The sequence below is a fragment of the Streptomyces fulvoviolaceus genome, assembly GCF_000718165.1.
Taxonomy (GTDB): Bacteria; Actinomycetota; Actinomycetes; order Streptomycetales; family Streptomycetaceae; genus Streptomyces; species Streptomyces fulvoviolaceus.
On record NZ_JOEY01000043.1, the window covers coordinates 64,979 to 82,964 of the forward strand.

Below are 17,986 nucleotides of genomic sequence, written 5' to 3' on the forward strand. Positions count from 1 at the left end.
ACGCCAGTCTGTCATCCGTCACCGACCTGCACGGAACCAGATCCTCCGGCCGGTCACCTGTGAATCGTTCACTCACACGAGTGACACGACTCGACAGGAGGCATGAACGTGTCAACTGGGCCCTACCGTGTGCCCGTGACTGATCGTTCAGCGAACAACCACCGCCAGGAAGACCCGTCCTGGAGCCGCCGCGGCTTTCTCCTCAGCGCCGCCGCCCTGGCCGCCGTACCGGTCCTCATAGCAGCGGATCCAGCGGTCGCGGCCGAGCAGTTGCCGGACTTCCCGGCGGACGTGGCCCTCTATCGTTCGGCATACCGGAACTGGGTCGGCGAGATCACCGCCGACGGACTGTGGGCCTGTGCTCCGACCGACCCCGCCCAGGCGGTCGCCGTCGTCAACTGGGCCTGGCGGCACGGCTGGCGGGTGCGTGCCCGCGGCTCGTCACACGGCTGGTCGCCCCTGACGATCACGGAGGGTACGGCGTCGGACGCGCCGGTTCTCCTCGTCGACACCGCCTCCCACCTCACCGGCCTGTCCCTGGACTCCGACTCCGCCGTGCGGGCCGGCACCGGCGTCACGCTGGAGGCCTTGCTCACCTATCTGGAGGAGCACGGGCTCGGTGTCACCGCCGCCCCCGCTCCCGGCGACCTCACGCTGGGCGGCGCCCTGGCCATCGACGCGCACGGTTCCGCCGTACCGGCCGAGGGCGAGCAGCGGCTGCCCGGTCAGACGTACGGCTCACTCAGCAATCGCATCCTGTCGCTCACCGCCGTGGTGTGGGACGAGGACAGCGGCGCCTACGTGCTGCGCACCTACGACCGCGACGAGGCCGACGCCGCCGCGCTCCTGACCCACCTCGGACGGGCGCTGATCACCGAGGTCGTGCTGCGCGTGGGCGCGAACAGCAACCTGCGGTGCGTGAGCCGTACGGACATCCCGGCCGGCGAGCTCTTCGCGGCGCCCGGCAGCGACGGACGGACCCTCGCGAGCTACCTGGAACAGGCCGGACGGGTCGAGGCGATCTGGTTCGCCTTCACCGAGTTCCCGTGGCTGAAGGTGTGGAGCGTCGAACCCACCAAGCCGCTCACGTCGCGGCGCGTGACATCGCCGTACAACTATCCGTTCTCCGACAACGTCCCGACCCTGGTGGCGGACCTGGCCGGGCGGATGGTCTCGGACGCGGCCTGGTATCTGGCCCCGGTGCTGGGCAACGCCCAGCTCGACGCGGCCGCGCTGGGGCTCGTGGCGACGCTGTCCGCGGACATCTGGGGGCCGTCGAAGAACACGCTGCTGTACATCAAGCCGACCACACTCAGGGTGACCGCGAACGGGTACGCCGTGCTCACCACCCGGGATCAAGTGCAGCGGGTCGTCTCGGAGTTCACCGACCACTACCGGGAGCGGCTCACGGCGTACGCGGCGCTCGGCCGCTTCCCGGTCAACGGCACCGTCGAGATCCGGGTGACCGGCCTCGACGACCCGGCCGAGGCCGAACTGGACGGCGCCCGGGCCCCGTTGCTGTCGGCACTGCGGGCGAGCGACGCACACCCGGAGTGGGACACCGCCGTGTGGCTCGACATCCTGACGCTGCCCGGGACACCGTACGCCGAGGCGTTCCTGCGCGAGATCGAGCTGTTCCTGCTGGATTCCCACGACGGCACGGACGCCCTCACCCGCGTCGAGTGGTCCAAGGGCTGGGCCTACACGGACGCTGCCGTGTGGAGCGACGAGGAGGTGCTCGGTACGGCGGTGCCCGCGTCGTTCGGCGAGGCTGCCTGGGGGCAGGCGGCCGGTGTCCTGGACCGGCTAGATCCCCACGGCGTGTTCGGGAACGCCTTCCTGGACCGGCTGTTCGACTAGGGCGTGAGGTGCGCCTGGACCGTGGGTGCGTAGCGGTCCACGATGTCGTCGATCGCCGCGGCGCGCAGATGCGCGCCGCGGGCGATGCCGTACATCACGCCGAGGCCGAGCAGCGTGCCCACGGCGAGTTCCGCGCGCAGTCCTGCGTCGGGGCCGGGGAGGCGTTCGGCGAGGCGTTCGACCACCTGGGTGCGGAAGTTGACGCGCAGGACGTCACCCCCCTCGCCCTGCAGGGGAGCGAAGGCGATCCGCAGCAGCGGGTCGGCGCCGCGCTCGCTCTGGCTCACCAGGACGTGCCGGACCATGTGGCGGCCGAGCCCGTCCAGGGGTGCGTCCAGCAGGACGGCCGCGTCGGACTCGAAGGACATGACGCGAGTGAAGAGGGTGTCCTTGTTGCCGAAGTACTTCACGATCAACGGCGGGCTGACACCGGCGCGTTCGGCGACCGCCTTGAGCGTGATGTCGGCGTGGGCGGTCCGGGCCATGAGGTGCCGGGCCGCCCTCAGGATGGCCGCCTTCGTCGCCTCGGCGTCCCGGCGCACGGGTGCGGACTCGGTCGGGGACACGGTGGGTGGAGTGCTCACGACACTCATGCTCCCTCCATCGCCTCGTCCCGGGCGCCCCGGGTCCGCCCCCGGGCCCGGCGTGTCCCGTCCGGCACGGGGTCGCCCGGGATGGTCAGCGCCGCGGCACACGCCGCCAGGGCCACCGCGCCCGCCATGGCGAAGGCCAGCAGGTAGCCGTGCAGGGTGGGCAGCGGGGTCCCCTCGACCGGGCTGGTGTGGTGCACGAGTACGGCGGCCACGGCGGCGCTGGAGAGGGCCTGGCCGATGGTCCGCATCAGGACGTTGACGCCGTTGGCGGACGCGGTCTGTGTGACCGGGACGGCCCGCAGGATCAGCGTGGGCAGCGCCGAGTAGGCGAGGGTGGTGCCGGTGCCCACGACCGCGGCCCCCAGCATGATCATCCACAGGTCGCGACTGTCGACGATGCGCACCGCGTACCCCAGGGCGATGACCGCGGCCCCGATGGCGAGCGTGACGCGCGGGCCGCGGGCCGCCGAGATGCGGGCGGACACAGGTGAGAACAGCAGCATGATGAAGCCGCCGGGCAGCAGCACCAGACCGGTGTCGACGATGGACAGCCCGAGCCCGTATCCGGTGGCCTCGGGCGCCTGCACCAGCTGTGCGGTCACCAGGGAGTTGGCGTAGAAGGCGAACCCCGTGAGCAGCGCGGCCACATGGGACAGGCCGATCCTGGGCCGGGCCACCAACTTCAGGTCGACCAAGGGCCGTTCGGCCCGCAGCTGCTGCCACCACCACAGGCCCAGTACGACGACGGCGCCCACGAACAGCGCCACGATCGCAGGGCTGCCCCACCCCCACTGCCCGCCCTGCGACACACCCAGCAACAGGCACACCAGCCCGACGGCCAGTCCCAGCGCTCCGGTGACGTCGAAGCGGCCCAGTTCGCGGACCGGTGACTCGCGCACCGCCCACCACACGGACGTCACGCCGATGGCTCCGAGGGCCGACGTCACCCAGAACATGGTGTGCCAGTCGGCGTACTGCACGATCAGCGCCGCGAGGGGCACGCCCAGCGCGGCACCGATACCGAGGGTCGAGCTCATCAGCGCCACCGCACCGCCCGTGCGCTCCGGCGGCAGTTCGTCCCGCAGGATGCTGATGGACAGCGGTACGACGGCGGAGGCGGCGCCCGAGAGGGCGCGGGCCGCGATGAGCACGCCGATGTCGTCGGACAGCGCGCAGACGACCGAGCCGAGGGTCATCAGGCCGAGGGCCGTCATCAGGACCCGCCGCTTGCCGTACATGTCGCCGGCCCGGCCCAGCACGGGGGTGAGGACGGCTCCCGACAGCAGGGACGCCGTGACCATCCAGGAGACGGTGGCCGCGGAGGCTCCCGTCAGCCGGGGCAGGTCCGGCAGCAGGGGTACGACCACGGTCTGCATGACCGCCATGAGGGTGCCGCCGAACGCCAGCACCGGAACGGTGAGCCGGGCCCGCAGGCTCCCGCCGTGCGGGTGGGGTATCGGGCCGGTCTGATCCATCGGCACTCCGGCTTCGGGCGGAAAAGTAGACGTGAATGGCAATTCACCATAGCGATGAATTCCCATTCACCCAATACCGCGGCCCAGTTGGGCGTGCGGCCGCAGGGCGACGGACACCCGTACGAACGCCGCACCCGTGGTGGCATAGTGGTGCCCCGGTGCGACTCGTCGGGCGCGTGATCGGAGAGCGACGGATGCCGAGTGGACTCATCGCGCTGGCCCTCGGCGGCTTCGGCATCGGTCTGACCGAGTTCCTGATCGCCGGGCTGCTGCCGCAGGTCGCGTCGAGTTTCGCGGTGTCCGAGGCGGCCGCCGGCTGGCTGATCTCCGGGTACGCGTTGAGCGTCGCCATCGGTGCGATCGCGCTGACCGCGGCGACGGCACGACTGCCCCGCAAGGAGGTCCTGGTCGGCCTGGTGGCGTTGTTCGTCATCGGCAACCTGCTGTCCGCGATCGCGCCGAGTTATCCGGTGATGCTGCTCGGGCGGATCGTCGCGGCGCTGTGCCACGGTTCGTTCTTCGGCATCGGCTCGCTGGTCGCTCGTAGTCTCGTCGCGCCGGAGAGGAAGTCCCGCGCGGTGGCGGTCATGTTCGCCGGGCTGACGCTCGCGAACGTGCTGGGCGTGCCGTTCGGTGCGCTCGTCGGTGAACGCTGGGGCTGGCGAGCGGCCTTCTGGGCGGTCACCGCGATCGGTGTGCTCGCGCTGGCGGGGATCGTCGCCCTCGTCCCCCGCGACGCGGCAGAGACGGGCCCGCGCTCGGACCTACGGGACCAGTTCCGTGCGTTCCGGTCCTGGCAGGTCTGGCTGACCCTGACGGCCACCGCGCTCGGCTACGGCGGGATGTTCGGCGCGTTCAGCTACATCGCCTACACGTTCACCGAGGTCGGCGGCTTCTCCTCCGCGGATGTCGCCTGGTTGCTGATGGTGTACGGCGTCGGCCTGGTCGTCGGGAACCTGATCGGCGGGCGAGCGGCCGACCATGACCGTGACCGTGCCCTGGTTCTCGCCCTGCTCGGACTCACCGTCACCCTGACTGTGTTCGGCCTGGTGGCCGCCAGCGCCACCGCGTCGGTGATCCTGGTGTTCCTGATGGGACTGACCGGGTTCGCCAGTGTGCCCGGCATGATCACCCGCGTCACCGACTTCGCCCACGGGGCGGCACTGGCCGCCAGCGCCAACGTGTCCGCGTCCAACATCGGCAACGCGCTGGGCGCCTGGCTCGGCGGCCTGGCCATCACCGCGGGTCTCGGCTACACGGCGCCGCTCTACGTCGGCGCCGGTATCACCCTGGTCTCCGTCATCGTCATGGCCGTTGCCGCACACCTGGCCAGGTCACCCGCTCAGCAGACCGACCACTTCGTCTGAGGACGCCGATCGAGTTCAGTGCTTGCGGGAGGCCAGCGCCCGCGCGTGCACGGTCCGGGCGACCTTCGGCCCCAGCCAGCGCTTCAACCTGCGCAGCGCCTCCAACTGCCCGGCTGCCTGGTCGATCCGGTAGTACAGCTGGGGCGGGACGTAGGGCAGCAGGGGCGAGTGCCGCTGGCCCAGCAGGGCGAACATCTGCTCCGGGGGGAGGCCGATGTAGCGCGGCAGGTTCTCGTACCACTGGGCGCTGTAGCGGGCCGCGCTCTGGATGGAGAGCAGTTCCGCCTTGCGCTGCTGCTCGTAACGGGCAAGGGCCTGCGGGAGATCGGCGGTCTCGCCGAGGGCTCCGGCCAGCGCGATGACGTCCTCCAGGGCGAGGGTGGTGCCGGCTCCGATGGAGTAGTGCGTGGTGTGCGCGGCGTCGCCGACGAGGACGAGGTTGTCGCGGTGCCAGGTGCGGTTGGTGAGCGTGCGGAAGCCGAGCCACTGCGCGCCGTCCTGGCCGATCAGCGGGTGGCCGTCCAGAACATCGGCGAACAGCTTCTCCAGGAGGACCAGTCCCTCGGCCTCGTCGGCGCGGTCGAGGCCGAGGCCGACCCGGGTCTCCGGTGCGCACTCGACGACGACGGTGCTGCGCTCCGGGCCGAAGGGATAGCCGTAGCACCAGATCCAGCCGTGGTCGGTCTCGACGAACGCGAAGGTGAAGGAGTCGAAGACCTTGCTGGTGCCGAGCCAGATGTACTGGTTGCGGCCTTCCTTGAGCTCCGCGCCGAAGTGGCCGGCGTGGCGCGAGCGCAGGGTGCTGCGGACGCCGTCGCCCGCGACGACGAGGTCGGCCGCGGGCAGGTTCCCGTCGGTGATCTCGTGCTCGAACTCCAGCCGTACGCCCAGCGACCGGGCCCGTGCGGCGAGGATCTCCAGCAGACGGTGGCGGCCGATGCCGAAGCCCTCGTCGCTGCCGCGTCGTGTGGCGAGGTCCCGTACTCGGGCGACGCCCTCGTTCCAGCGGACCGAGTGCTCTTCGATCGCGCGGGCCGACTCGGGGTCGTGCGTGTGGAGCCTGTCGAGCAGTCCGCGCCAGTAGGTGACGCCCCAGCCGTAGGTGGAGCCCTCCGGGTTGCGCTCGTGGACAGTGATGTCGTGGGACGGGTCCTGCCGTTTCAGCAGGATCGAGAGATACAGGCCGGCGGGCCCGCCGCCGATGCAGGCGACCTTCACACGCACCCCCAGGAATTACCCAAAGCGGTCATTTGGCAACGCAGAGTAGCAGCCGAGGTGCCGAGCTCCCGCCTTCGCGATCACGTCACTTTCTCCGGGTGAGACAGGCCACCGCCAGCCGGTTCCCTCGCGAAGGATCACCGGAATCACCGCGCCCGCGAGAAGGAATTCCCTCTTCCGGGGGCCGGCGGACCCTCTCCACAGCAAGATCATCTTTGTTCAACTCTGTACGACATCTGAGTAATTGTCCGGATCCGGGCCAACCATGCTCGGGCGATTTCTCCCGCTCTCGGCCGGGCCGATAGGCATGCGGAGTCGTCAACCCGAACATCTTCAGGAGGTCCCGCATGCCCGAGCTCAGCCGTCGCCGCGCGCTCACCACCACAGTCGCCCTGGCCGCTACGGCCGGTGTCCGGACAGTCGTCCCCGCGCAGGCGTCCGCCGACCCTCACCACTCCCCCGGAACCTTCGACGAGGTCTACAAGGGTCGCCGGATACAAGGCCGTCCGGTCGGCGGTCACCACCACGGCACGGGATACACCGTCCTCGTCGACGGCGTGGAACTGCACGTGATGCGCAACGCCGACGGCACCTGGATCAGCGTGGTCAGCCACTACGCGCCGGTGCCGACACCGCGCGCCGCCGCACGCACCGCGGTCGACGAACTGCAGGGCGCCGAGCTTCTTCCCTTCTCCGCCAACTGACCAGCCCCGCACACCCGTTGGGAGACCCACACGTGACCGTCCGCAAGAACCAGGCGAGCCTGACCACCGACGAGAAGCGGCGCTTCGTGGCCGCCGTCCTGGAACTCAAGCGCAGCGGCCGCTACGACGAGTTCGTCACCACGCACAACGCCTTCATCGTCGGCGACACCGACAACGGCGAGCGCACCGGCCACCGTTCGCCGTCCTTCCTGCCCTGGCACCGCAGATTCCTGCTCGACTTCGAGCGCGCCCTGCGGTCGGTGGACGCCTCGGTAGCGCTGCCCTACTGGGACTGGAGCACCGACCGCTCGGCGGGGGCCTCGCTGTGGGCCCCCGACTTCCTCGGCGGCACCGGGCGCAGCCGCGACGGCCGGGTGATGGACGGCCCGTTCGCCGCGTCCACCGGCGACTGGCCGATCACCGTGCGCGTCGACGGGCGTACGTATCTGCGGCGCGCCCTCGGCGGCGGTGTACGGGAGTTGCCGACCCGGGGCGAGGTCGAGTCGGTCCTGACGATACCGACGTACGACATGGCTCCGTGGAACAGCGCCTCAGACGGCTTCCGCAACCACCTGGAGGGCTGGCGCGGCGCCAATCTGCACAACCGGGTCCATGTCTGGGTCGGCGGGCAGATGGCCACCGGTGTCTCGCCCAACGACCCGGTGTTCTGGCTGCATCACGCCTACGTCGACAAGCTGTGGGCCGAGTGGCAGCGGCGGCACCCGGACTCCGGCTATGTGCCGGCCGCCGGGACACCGGACGTGGTCGACCTCGGCGAGACGATGAAGCCGTGGAACGACACGCGCCCCGCCGACCTGCTGGACCACACCGTCCACTACACGTTCGACACCGACTGACGGGTGCCGGTCGGCGGTTTGCTCCACAGGTCACGCGGTACCCGCGCCGGACACACCCGACAGGACAAAGGAGTGATTCACCCGTGTCGCAGGTCGAGGAATCCATCGAGGTCGGCGTCCCGGTGCACACCGCCTACAACCAGTGGACGCAGTTCGAGACGTTCCCCGCGTTCATGGACGGGGTGGACCGCATCGAACAGCGCACCGACACGCTCACGCACTGGGTGACCAACGTCCACGGAGTACACCGGGAGTTCGACGCGGAGATCACCGAGCAGATCCCGGACGAGCGGGTCGCCTGGACCACGGTCGCCGGTGCGGCCCGGCAGGCGGGTGCGGTGACCTTCCACCGGCTCGACGACGGGCACACCAAGGTGATGCTGCAGCTGGACTTCCATCCGGACAGCATCACCGAGAAGGTCGGCGACAAGCTCGGGTTCGTGAAGCGGCAGACCAAGGGCGACCTGGAGCGCTTCAAGAGGTTCATCGAGGAGCGCGGTCAGGAGACCGGAGGCTGGCGCGGCGTCGTGAGCTGAGCACCGTCCGACGACAACCGCGCGCTACCCGGCCGCCTCTGCAAGGCACTCCGGGTGGCCCCAGCCCTGGGCGAGTTTCGTGATCGGCTCGCCGGCCGCGTACGAGCGGCCGCACGCGCAGCGACCGGGGAACTTCGCCTTGATCGTGCGCGCGGAACCGCCGTTCTGCCGGGCCGACTTGGCCCCGGCGGGCCGGCGGCGCGGGGCGCTCTTCGTCGGCGTGTCCGGCGAGGGCGGCGGCTGCGGCGAGCCGAGGGCGCTGCCCGCGGGCTCCTGGACCACCGCCGCCTGACTGGCCGCGCGGTCCGCGAAGTCGTTGAGCGGGTCGCCGTCGACCTGGTGGGCGGGGACGTAGCGGAACTCGACGGCGCGCCCGTCCAGGAGTTCGTCGATGCGGACGACCAGGTCCTGGTTGGCGACCGGCTTGCCGGCGGACGTCTTCCAGCCGTTGCGCTTCCAGCCGGGCAGCCAGGTGGTGACGGCCTTCATGGCGTACTGCGAGTCCATCCGGACCTCGAGCGGTACGTCCGGATCGGTCGCCGCCAACAGCTGCTCCAGGGCAGTGAGTTCGGCAACGTTGTTGGTGGCCTTGCCGAGCGGCCCCGCCTCCCAGCGGGTCGGGGTCTGGGTCTCGTCGGCGACGACCCAGGCCCAGCCCGCCGGTCCGGGGTTCCCCTTCGACGCTCCGTCGCACGCGGCCACAACACGTTCACGCATGGGCCCGATCATGCCACGGACGGGCGAGGCGCTCGGACAGGGTTCAGGAGACGTCCGTGGACTGCGGCATCTCTCCCGCGGTCGTCGTGACGTCGATCACCGAGAAGCTCGCGCCTTGCGGGTCGCTGAGCGCCGCGAACCGGCCGAACGGGCTGTCCATCGGCCCGAACCTGAGGATGCCGCCGAGCTTGGTGGCCTTGGCGACGGCGTCGTCGCAGTTGTCGACGGTGAAGTAGACGTTGATGTACGGCGGCACCTCGGGCGGGAACTCGTCCGTCATCTTCATGCGGCCGAGGACCGTGTTGTCGCCGAGGTTGAACATACGGAAGTCGATCGCGTCGTCCTGCATCTGCTTGGCGGTGTAGCCGAAGACGGCGGGGAAGAACGCGTCCGACTTCTCGGGCTCGCGGGTGAAGACCTCGGCCCAGCAGAACGCGCCGGGCTGCTCGGGCGGCGCCTCGAAGCCCTCGTGGACACCCGCCTGCCACACGCCGAAGACGACACCGCTGGGGTCGCGGCCCAGGCACATCGTGCCGAAGTCGCCGACCTGCATCGGCTCCATCAGCAGCTCACCGCCGTTGTCACGGATCTTGGCGCCGGTGGCGGCTGCGTCCGGGGACGCGAAGTACAGGCACCACTGTGACTGCCCCTCCTGGCCCGGCATCGGCGGGACGACGGCGGCGACGGCCTTGCCGTCCGAGTAGGCCTGCGTGTAGTTGCCGTACTCCGACGACGCCTCGCCGAAGGTCCAGCCGAGGACGTCGCCGTAGAAGCTCTTGGCTCCCTCGACGTCGCTGAACATCGCATCGGCCCAACAGGGGGTTCCCTCAGGTTGTACGGCCATGACTGCGGCCCTCTCCGAATCGGTGGATGGTCCGTTTCCTCACGCTAGTCACGGGGACGCCGGACCGCGCGTCGAACGGGCGAGTCCGCTTCAGACTGGGAGGGACGGGACGGTCTTCGGTGGGACGGGGAACGGTATGACGGGCGAAACAATGCGTGCGTGGTCCGTGGTGACTCCGGGGCCGGTCGAGGAAGGAGCCCTCCGGTTCGTGGCGAAACCGGTCCCGGTGCCGGGCGCGGACGAGCTCCTCGTGCACGTGCGGGCGTGCGGGGTCTGCCGTACCGACCTGCACGTCACCGAGGGCGACCTGCCGGTGCGCCGGGCGGGGGTGACGCCCGGGCACGAGGTCGTCGGCGTGGTGGCGGGCCTCGGGGCGGCGGTGAGCGGCTTCGCGGTCGGCGACCGGGTGGGGGTGGCCTGGCTGCGCCGTACGGACGGCACCTGCGCCTACTGCGTGCGCGGGGCCGAGAACCTGTGCCCGGACTCGCGGTACACGGGCTGGGACGCCGACGGCGGTTACGCGCAGTACACGACCGTACCCGCGGACTTCGCGTATCGGCTGCCGGACGGTGTCGACGACGTGGCCCTGGCACCGCTCCTGTGCGCGGGGATCATCGGCTACCGCGCGCTGCGCCGGGCGACCCTGCCACCGGGCGGACGGCTCGGGCTGTACGGGTTCGGGGGCAGCGCCCACCTGTGTGCGCAGGTCGCGCTGGCCGAGGGGGCCACCGTGCACGTCCTGACCCGGGGGAAGGCCGCGCGGCGGCTGGCGCTCGACTTGGGCGCGGCTTCCGCGCAGGACGCGTACGCGATGCCGCCGGAGCCGCTGGACAGCGCGATCCTGTTCGCCCCGGTCGGCGACCTGGTCCCGGTCGCACTGCGGGCCCTGGACCGGGGCGGGATCCTGGCGGTCGCCGGCATCCACCTCAGCGACACCCCGCCGCTGCACTACGAGAGCGAGCTGTTCTACGAGAAGGAGCTGCGCAGCGTCACCTCCAACACCCGCGAGGACGGCCGCGAGTTCCTGGCGCTGGTCGCCCGGTACGGCGTGCGCGCCACCACGCACGCGTACCCGCTGTCGGAAGCCGACCGGGCGCTCGCGGACTTGAAGGCCGGGCGCTTCGACGGGGCGGCGGTGCTGGTCAACGACCTGGTCTGAACGGCGTGTTGGGGCACCCGAGAGGTGCGGCGGCCCACGGGATGCGCCGTCTGCCCCAAGGACGAGGTTTGGGATCTCCGGTACGTGAAGCCGCCCCCTTCACGCCCTGACCCGCCCGCCCCGGTGGCTGTTTGGCTTGTACACGCGCATGGCCAGCCCGCTCGCTTCCCAGGAGGGAATGTGTCCACTCCGGACAGCGCCACCGGTCCCGCCGTCGACGAATCCGCCCCCGAACCGAACTCCGACGCCCAGCTCACCAGTCTCAGCACCCAGGCGGCCCGGCAGCTCGCCACCACCACCAAGTCCGAACCCCAGATGCAGGCCATCAGCTCGCGCTGGCTGCTGCGGATGCTGCCCTGGGTGGACGTCAAGGGCGGCACCTACCGGGTCAACCGGCGCCTCCAGCTCCGCGTCGGCCGGGGACGGGTGCAGTTCGAGCAGAACGGCGCCGACGACATCAAGGTCATCCCCGGGACGCTCACCGAACTGCCGGTCCTGCGCGGGTACTCCGACCTCGACGTGCTCAAGGAGGTCGCGACCCGCTTCCGGGTCCGCGAGGTCCGCGCCGGGCAGGTGCTCCACGAGGCCGGGCAGCCGGTCACGGAGACGTACCTCGTGGTGCACGGCCGGTTCACCCGCTTCACCGAGGGCAAGTACGGCGAGGAGGAGATCGTCGGGGTCGTCACCGACGGCGACCAGATGGGCGACGAGGCCATCGGCCAGCCCGACCCGCTGTGGCTGAGCTCGGTGCGGGCCGAGACCGCGGGCGTGCTGCTGGTGCTCCCGTGGAGCGTGGTCACGGAGTTCACCGACCGGGTGCCGTCCCTCGCGGCACATCTCCAGGCCTACGCCGAGCAGCAGAAGCTGCCCATGAACCGCAAGGGCGAGGCCGACGTCCCGGTGCAGGCGGGCCACGTCGGCGAGCCGACCCTCACCGGTGGCTACGTCGACTACGACCTCGCCCCGCGCGAGTACGAACTGTCCCTCACCCAGACCGTGCTGCGGGTCCACACCAGGGTCGCCGACCTCTACAACAACCCGATGGACCAGACCGAGCAGCAACTCCGCCTGACCGTCGAGGAGATCCGCGAACGCCAGGAGTGGGAGCTGGTCAACAACCGGGAGTTCGGACTGCTGCACAACGCCGACTACGGGCAGCGCGTCAGCACCTTCACCGGGCCGCCCACTCCGGACGACCTGGACGAGCTGCTGGCGATGCGCCGCAAGACCAAGCTGTTCCTCGCCCACCCGAAGGCGATCGCGGCGTTCTTCCGACAGTGCAACCGGCGCGGTCTGGTGCCCGGCACGGCGAGCGTCGAGGGACACGAGATCCCCGCCTGGCGCGGGGTCCCGATCTTCCCCTGCAACAAGATCCCGGTCAGCCCGCAGCACACCAGCAGCATCATCGCGCTGCGCACCGGGGAGGGCGACCAGGGTGCCATCGGGCTGTACCAGACCGGCATCCCGGAGGAGTTCCAGCCGGGTCTGAACGTGCGGTTCATGGGCATCGACGGCAACTCGATCATCCGCTACCTCGTGACCGCCTACTACTCCCTGGCCATCCTCGTGCCCGACGCCGTCGGGATCCTGGAGAACGCCCAGGTCGGCCGGACCGCCGAGTGACCGCGATGAGCACACAGTCCCTTCCGGGGCCACCGGACATCGCCAGAACCCTGCGGACCCGGCGCGGTGGGGCGATCCCCGGGCTCCGGTACCGGCAGGTCGCACCCGCCGACCCCGTGAAGGCCCAGGAGGTCGACCGCGGGCTGGAGGCCTGGGCCCATCGCCTCGACCTGTTCCCCAAGGCGTGGAGCGGGGACTTCTCGGGGTTCCAGTTCGGGCGGGCGGTAGTGCTCCAGCATCCCCGGGCGGCCGATCTGGAGCGCCTCACCGTCGCCGGCAAGCTGCTGCTCGCGGAGAACCTCGTCGACAACGTCTACTGCGAGGAGGACGAGGACAGGGGCGGTTCCCGCAGCGGCCTCGGTGGGCGGCTGATCCTGGCCCAGTCCGCGCTCGACCCGTTCCACGGCCCGCCCGGGCTGCAGGAGCAGTGGCTGAGCGGTATGCAGAGCGACGGACCACTGCGCTCGTACCACTGGGCCCTCAAGGACTACGCCGTCGTCGCCACACCCAGCCAGACCGACCGGTTCCTGCACGACATCGCCCGGCTGCACCTGGGGTACCTGGGAGAGGCCGCCTGGGGCGAGAGCCGGTACATGCCCCAGGTGTGGGAGTACCTGGTGATGCGGCAGTTCAACAACTTCCGCCCCTGTCTGTCGGTCGTCGACGCGGTGGACGGCTACGAACTGCCCGAGGCGGTGTACGCCCGCCCCGAGATCCAGCGCATCACCGCGCTCGCCGGCAACGCCACCACGCTCGTCAACGACCTCTACTCCTTCACCAAGGAACTGGCGAGCGACCCGACCCACCTCAACCTGCCGATGGTCATCGCCGCGAACGAGCGCCGCGGGCTCAAGGCCGCCTATCTGAAGGCCGTCGAGATCCACAACCGGATCATGGAGACGTTCGAGGAGGAATCCGCCCTGCTGTCCGCCACATCACCCCTGGTCGAGCGCTACGTCCAGGGCCTCTCCGACTGGGTGGCCGGGAACCACGAGTGGCACGCCACCAACAGTCACCGCTATCACCTGCCCAACTACTGGTAGGGGCAGGCACTTTGACTCACCGTCACACCCAGCACGAGGAGCCATCGTTGACGACCGCCGAAGCCGCAACCGCACCGGTGCCCATCCAGTCCACGTACCAGACCCACGTCGCGGACTACTGGAACGCCGAGGAGAACCCGGTCAACCTCGAACTCGGAAAGCTCGACGACCTCTACCACCACCACTACGGCGTCGGGGCCGTCGATCTGTCGGTGCTCGACGAGCCCGACCCCGTCCGGCGGCGCGAGCGGATCACCGCCGAACTGCACCGTCTGGAACACGGCCAGGCCGAACTCCTGGCCGCCCATCTGGGTCCACTCTCCCCCGAGGACCGTGTCTTCGACGCCGGCTGCGGACGCGGCGGCGGCAGCGTCGTGGCGCATCTGCGGTACGGCTGCCACTCCGACGGGGTCACGATCTCCGCCAAGCAGGCCGAGTTCGCGAACGCGCAGGCCCGCAAGCGGGGCATCGCGGATCGGGTGCGCTACCACCACCGCAACATGCTGGACACCGGTCTACGGTCCGGGGCGTACGCGGCGTCCTGGAACAACGAGTCCTCCATGTACGTCGAGTTGGACCTGCTGTTCGCCGAGCACGCCCGGCTGCTGCGCCGCGGGGGACGCTATGTGGTGGTCACCGGCTGCTACAACGACACCTACGGGCGGGCCTCCCGCGAGGTCTCCCTCATCAACGCCCACTACATCTGCGACATCCATCCCCGGTCCGCGTACTTCCGGGCCCTGGCCCGCCACCGGCTCGTGCCGGTGCACGTGGAGGACCTGACCGAGGCGACCATGCCGTACTGGGAACTGCGCCGGCAGGCCGACCATCTGGTCACCGGCATCGAGGACACCTTCCTCACGGCATACCGGAACGGCAGCTTCCAGTACCTGCTGATCGCGGCCGACCGCGTGTGAGGCGCGGTCAGTCCGCGGACAACCGAGCGGCCGCCTGGGCCGGTGTGGTCGCCGGATCCAGGACGGCCAGGGTGCCGTGCGCGCCCATCAGCCGCCGGGTGTTCGCCGTGCACAGCACGGCGAACGCTCCGTCCTCCTTCAGAACCCTGCGGCGCAGGCGGAGCAGCAGGTTCAGTCCGGCGGAGTCGATGAAGTCGACCGCACGCAGGTCGACGAGGTAAGCCGGTGCCCTCAGGGACACGACGGAGTCCAGCCAGCAGCGCAGTTGAGTGACGGTCGCGAGATCGATCTCGCCGCGCAGTTCGGCGACCAGCAGGCCGTCGGCGGCACGCCGGAGTGCGTGGTCACCGGGCGGTGGCCAGGACGCGGTGGTGACGGGCTCCAGGTAGTTCTCGTACACGCTGTTCCGTCTCCCGCTCCCACTCTCGTGCCCCGCGCTCGCGCCGGGGCGCGCGCTCCGGCGCGGGCTCGTGCGGCGGTGTGAACCTCCCCGCGCCGCACGGGCCCGCGCCGGAACTCCCCCTGCGCGGCTCCCCTTGAACCGTGGCATTCACTGTTCTACCTTCACGACATGGTCGGGGCATCAACGCCCGCTCATCAGCGACACAACGAGCGGACGCCAGTCGGGCCAGGTGATGCGGCATGCGCCCACACCTCGCTCTGATCGAGGACGACCGCGACTTCGCACTGATGTGCAGTTCCTATCTCGAGCGCGCGGGTTTCACCGTCACCTGGGCCATGGACGCTCGCGCCGGTAAGTCCGCGCTCTACGAGGGTCGCGTCGATCTGGCCGTCCTGGACCTCGGTCTGCCGGACGGCAGCGGGCTGGAGCTGCTGCGGGCGCTGCGTTCCACCAGCCGCCTTCCGGTCATCGTGGTCACGGGGCGCGGGGCGGAGACCGACCGGGTCGCGGGCCTGGAGATCGGCGCGGACGACTACCTGGTCAAGCCGTTCTCGCAGCGGGAGTTGGTGGCCCGGATCCACGCCGTGCTGCGCCGCTCGCAGCCGCCGGAGATGCCGACCGTGCTCCAGGCCGGTTCCCTGCGCATCGACACCGCGGCGCGCCAGGCCTCCGTGGACGGCGTCCTGCTGACCCTGCGCCCCAAGGAGTACGCCCTGCTGGAGATGCTGGCCGCCGCGCCCGGCCGGGTCTTCTCTGCGGAGCAGTTGCTCGACCGGATCTGGGGTTCGTCCTGGCAGCAGCCCGCGACCGTGGTCGAGCACGTGTACCGGTTGCGCGGCAAGCTCGCGGAGCTGCCCGCTCCCGCCCCGAGGATCACCACCGTCCGCGGTTACGGCTACCGCCTCGACCCCTGAGCCCGACCGAGAGGTCCGCCCATGCCCGACGCCCCGGATTTCCGGCGCCTGTTCGACGCAGTGCTGTCCCCCCTGCTGATCCTCACCCCCGACTTCACCATCGTCGAGGTCAACCGCGCCTACCTCACGGCCACCCGCACCGAGCGGAGCATCGTCGGACGCCTCATCTTCGACGTGTTCCCCGACAATCCGGAGGACCCGTCGGCGGACGGTGTCGCCAATCTGCGCCGCTCGCTGGAGACGGTGGCGACGAGCGGCCGTACGGACACGATGGCACTGCAGCGCTACGACATCCCGGCGAGCGAGGAGGGCGCCTTCGACGAGCGGTACTGGAGCCCGGTCAACTCGCCGGTCCTGGATGCCCACGGGCGGGTGATGTACATCATCCACCGGGTCGAGGACGTCACGGAGTTCGTGCATCTGCGCCGGGTGGAGCGCGAGCAGCACCGGGCCGCCGCCGAGGCGCAGATGCGCGCGGAGGGCATGGAGATCGACCTGTTCGTGCGGGCGCGGGAGATCCGCGAGGTCAACGAGCAGCTGAGCCGGGCCAACGCCGACCTGGACGCGGCGGGCCGCAGGCTCAGGGAGGAGCAGCGGGCCAAGGACCGGTTCATCGCCACGCTCTCGCACGAGCTGCGCAACCCGCTGGCCGCCGCCACCGCGGCCACCGAACTGCTGGCCCTCGACATGCCGGACGGTCATCCGGCGCTGTCCGTCCTGGAGCGGCAGCTGGGCACGCTGGCCCGGATGAGCAACGACCTGCTGGACGGCACCCGGGCGGTGACCGGTCGGCTGGAGCTGGTGTGCGAGCCGGTCGACGTACGGTCCGTCGTCGACGGGGCGTGTGCCGACATCCATGGCCTGTTCCGGCACTCGGGCCGCAGCCTCGACGTGCGGCTGCCGGCCGAGCCGTTGGTCGTGGACGGCGACCGGCTGCGGCTGGCCCAGGTGCTGACCAACCTGCTGTCGAACGCGCTCAAGTACACCCGGCCCGGCGGGCACACCGAGGTGGATCTCGTGGCCGAGGACGGCCGGGCCCGGCTGACGGTGCGGGACGACGGCATCGGCTTCGACCCCGGCCAAACCGAGGAGCTGTTCGGCGTGTTCATGCGCGCGGCGCCGGCGGGGCCCGACACGCCCGAAGGTCTGGGGCTGGGGCTCTCGGTGGTACGGACGGTGGTGGAACTGCACGACGGCACGATCACGGCGTACAGCGACGGGCCGGGCAAGGGCGCGTCGTTCACGGTGGCACTGCCGACGACCGATTCCGAGATCCCGCCTCCGCCCCGGCCCGTGGCCGCCCGGCCCGCCCCTCACCACATGTCCGTGCTGATCGTGGAGGACAACGCGGACCTGGCCGCGACCTACCGCACCCTTCTGGAGCGGCAGGGCCATCACGTCACGGCGGTGCACACCGGCGGGGACGCCCTCGCCGCCGCCCACCCCTTCGACGTCGTCCTGTGCGATCTGGGTCTGCCGGACATCGACGGCTACGCGGTCGCCCGCGCCCTGCGCGCCCGGCCGGACGGCGAGCGGCTCCGGCTGATCGCGGTCTCCGGCTTCAGCCAGGGCACCGACCGTGCCCTGTCCCGGGCGGCCGGGTTCGACGCCCATCTGACCAAGCCGCTGCCGCTGACCGACCTGCTGGATCTCCTGGAGCGGCCGGACGGCGCCTGAACTCCGCCGTACGTCTTCCCCCTTCTGCCGGGCTGTGCTTGCCTGGGGAACCGTTTTTCGGTGTCCGGGGCGGGAGTTG

17 protein-coding genes are annotated in these 17,986 nt (G+C 70.7%); 11 read left to right on the forward strand and 6 right to left on the reverse strand.

Features of this window, described 5'->3' with window-relative positions:
* Positions 1–135: 135 nt before the first annotated feature.
* Positions 136–1,860, forward strand: coding sequence for a cholesterol oxidase substrate-binding domain-containing protein (locus tag IG08_RS0137630; RefSeq protein WP_030613630.1), 1,725 nt, complete (start codon positions 136–138; stop codon positions 1,858–1,860).
* Here IG08_RS0137630 and IG08_RS0137635 read toward each other — a convergent pair.
* Positions 1,857–2,453 carry a TetR/AcrR family transcriptional regulator gene (locus tag IG08_RS0137635; RefSeq protein ID WP_030613633.1) on the reverse strand — a complete coding sequence of 199 codons (597 nt, stop codon included), beginning with the start codon at positions 2,451–2,453 and terminating at the stop codon, positions 1,857–1,859. The genes IG08_RS0137630 and IG08_RS0137635 overlap by 4 nt on opposite strands.
* On the reverse strand, positions 2,450–3,928 hold the full coding sequence (locus tag IG08_RS0137640; protein WP_030613636.1) for an MFS transporter: 1,479 nt from the start codon (positions 3,926–3,928) through the stop codon (positions 2,450–2,452). Before IG08_RS0137640 ends, IG08_RS0137635 begins: the two co-directional genes overlap by 4 nt.
* Before the next feature lie 194 nt (positions 3,929–4,122).
* Here IG08_RS0137640 and IG08_RS0137645 point away from each other — a divergent pair, with 194 nt between their 5' ends.
* A complete protein-coding gene (locus IG08_RS0137645; RefSeq protein ID WP_030613639.1) occupies positions 4,123–5,295 on the forward strand; it encodes an MFS transporter in 1,173 nt (390 codons plus the stop codon).
* A 15-nt stretch (positions 5,296–5,310) separates the two neighbouring features.
* Here the strand turns inward: IG08_RS0137645 and IG08_RS0137650 are convergent, their stop codons facing one another.
* Positions 5,311–6,519 carry an FAD-dependent monooxygenase gene (locus tag IG08_RS0137650; RefSeq protein WP_043456228.1) on the reverse strand — a complete coding sequence of 403 codons (1,209 nt, stop codon included), beginning with the start codon at positions 6,517–6,519 and terminating at the stop codon, positions 5,311–5,313.
* Between the two features lie 341 nt (positions 6,520–6,860).
* Between IG08_RS0137650 and melC1 the strand changes: the two genes are divergently transcribed.
* The 3 genes from melC1 to IG08_RS0137665 all read left to right on the forward strand — a co-directional run bounded on the left by melC1 (position 6,861) and on the right by IG08_RS0137665 (position 8,610).
* Positions 6,861–7,217: an apotyrosinase chaperone MelC1 gene (gene melC1, locus IG08_RS0137655; RefSeq protein ID WP_030613646.1), complete on the forward strand. Its 357-nt coding sequence runs from the start codon at positions 6,861–6,863 to the stop codon at positions 7,215–7,217.
* Between the two features lie 32 nt (positions 7,218–7,249).
* Positions 7,250–8,074: a tyrosinase MelC2 gene (gene melC2 / locus IG08_RS0137660; RefSeq protein WP_030613648.1), complete on the forward strand. Its 825-nt coding sequence runs from the start codon at positions 7,250–7,252 to the stop codon at positions 8,072–8,074.
* An 83-nt stretch (positions 8,075–8,157) separates the two neighbouring features.
* On the forward strand, positions 8,158–8,610 hold the full coding sequence (locus IG08_RS0137665; protein WP_030613651.1) for an SRPBCC family protein: 453 nt from the start codon (positions 8,158–8,160) through the stop codon (positions 8,608–8,610).
* 24 nt (positions 8,611–8,634) lie between these two features.
* Here the strand turns inward: IG08_RS0137665 and IG08_RS0137670 are convergent, their stop codons facing one another.
* Positions 8,635–9,339, reverse strand: a complete 705-nt coding sequence (locus tag IG08_RS0137670) for a ribonuclease H family protein (protein WP_030613654.1) — start codon at positions 9,337–9,339, stop codon at positions 8,635–8,637.
* 31 nt (positions 9,340–9,370) lie between these two features.
* On the reverse strand, positions 9,371–10,171 hold the full coding sequence (locus IG08_RS0137675) for a VOC family protein (protein ID WP_078655888.1): 801 nt from the start codon (positions 10,169–10,171) through the stop codon (positions 9,371–9,373).
* 151 nt (positions 10,172–10,322) lie between these two features.
* On the opposite strand from IG08_RS0137675, the gene IG08_RS0137680 reads away from it, so the two are divergent.
* The 4 genes from IG08_RS0137680 to IG08_RS0137695 all read left to right on the forward strand — a co-directional run bounded on the left by IG08_RS0137680 (position 10,323) and on the right by IG08_RS0137695 (position 14,913).
* A complete protein-coding gene (locus tag IG08_RS0137680) occupies positions 10,323–11,330 on the forward strand; it encodes a zinc-binding alcohol dehydrogenase family protein (RefSeq protein WP_199820979.1) in 1,008 nt (335 codons plus the stop codon).
* Between the two features lie 180 nt (positions 11,331–11,510).
* Positions 11,511–12,953 (forward strand): family 2B encapsulin nanocompartment shell protein, encoded by a 1,443-nt coding sequence (locus tag IG08_RS0137685; RefSeq protein ID WP_030613663.1) that lies wholly within the window; start codon positions 11,511–11,513, stop codon positions 12,951–12,953.
* Between the two features lie 5 nt (positions 12,954–12,958).
* Entirely contained in the window at positions 12,959–13,996 is a 1,038-nt protein-coding gene (locus tag IG08_RS0137690) for a family 2 encapsulin nanocompartment cargo protein terpene cyclase (protein WP_030613665.1), read from the forward strand.
* Positions 13,997–14,043: 47 nt separating this feature from the next.
* Complete coding sequence (locus tag IG08_RS0137695) at positions 14,044–14,913, forward strand: geranyl diphosphate 2-C-methyltransferase (protein WP_030613669.1); 870 nt, start codon at positions 14,044–14,046, stop codon at positions 14,911–14,913.
* A 7-nt stretch (positions 14,914–14,920) separates the two neighbouring features.
* On the opposite strand, the gene IG08_RS0137700 is transcribed toward IG08_RS0137695, so the two are convergent.
* Entirely contained in the window at positions 14,921–15,313 is a 393-nt protein-coding gene (locus IG08_RS0137700) for an STAS domain-containing protein (protein ID WP_043456231.1), read from the reverse strand.
* A 242-nt stretch (positions 15,314–15,555) separates the two neighbouring features.
* Between IG08_RS0137700 and IG08_RS0137705 the strand changes: the two genes are divergently transcribed.
* Together IG08_RS0137705 and IG08_RS0137710 are read left to right on the forward strand one after the other, a co-directional pair.
* Positions 15,556–16,230, forward strand: coding sequence for a response regulator transcription factor (locus IG08_RS0137705; RefSeq protein WP_030613675.1), 675 nt, complete (start codon positions 15,556–15,558; stop codon positions 16,228–16,230).
* Between the two features lie 21 nt (positions 16,231–16,251).
* On the forward strand, positions 16,252–17,907 hold the full coding sequence (locus IG08_RS0137710) for a hybrid sensor histidine kinase/response regulator (RefSeq protein ID WP_030613680.1): 1,656 nt from the start codon (positions 16,252–16,254) through the stop codon (positions 17,905–17,907).
* Positions 17,908–17,986: the final 79 nt, after the last annotated feature.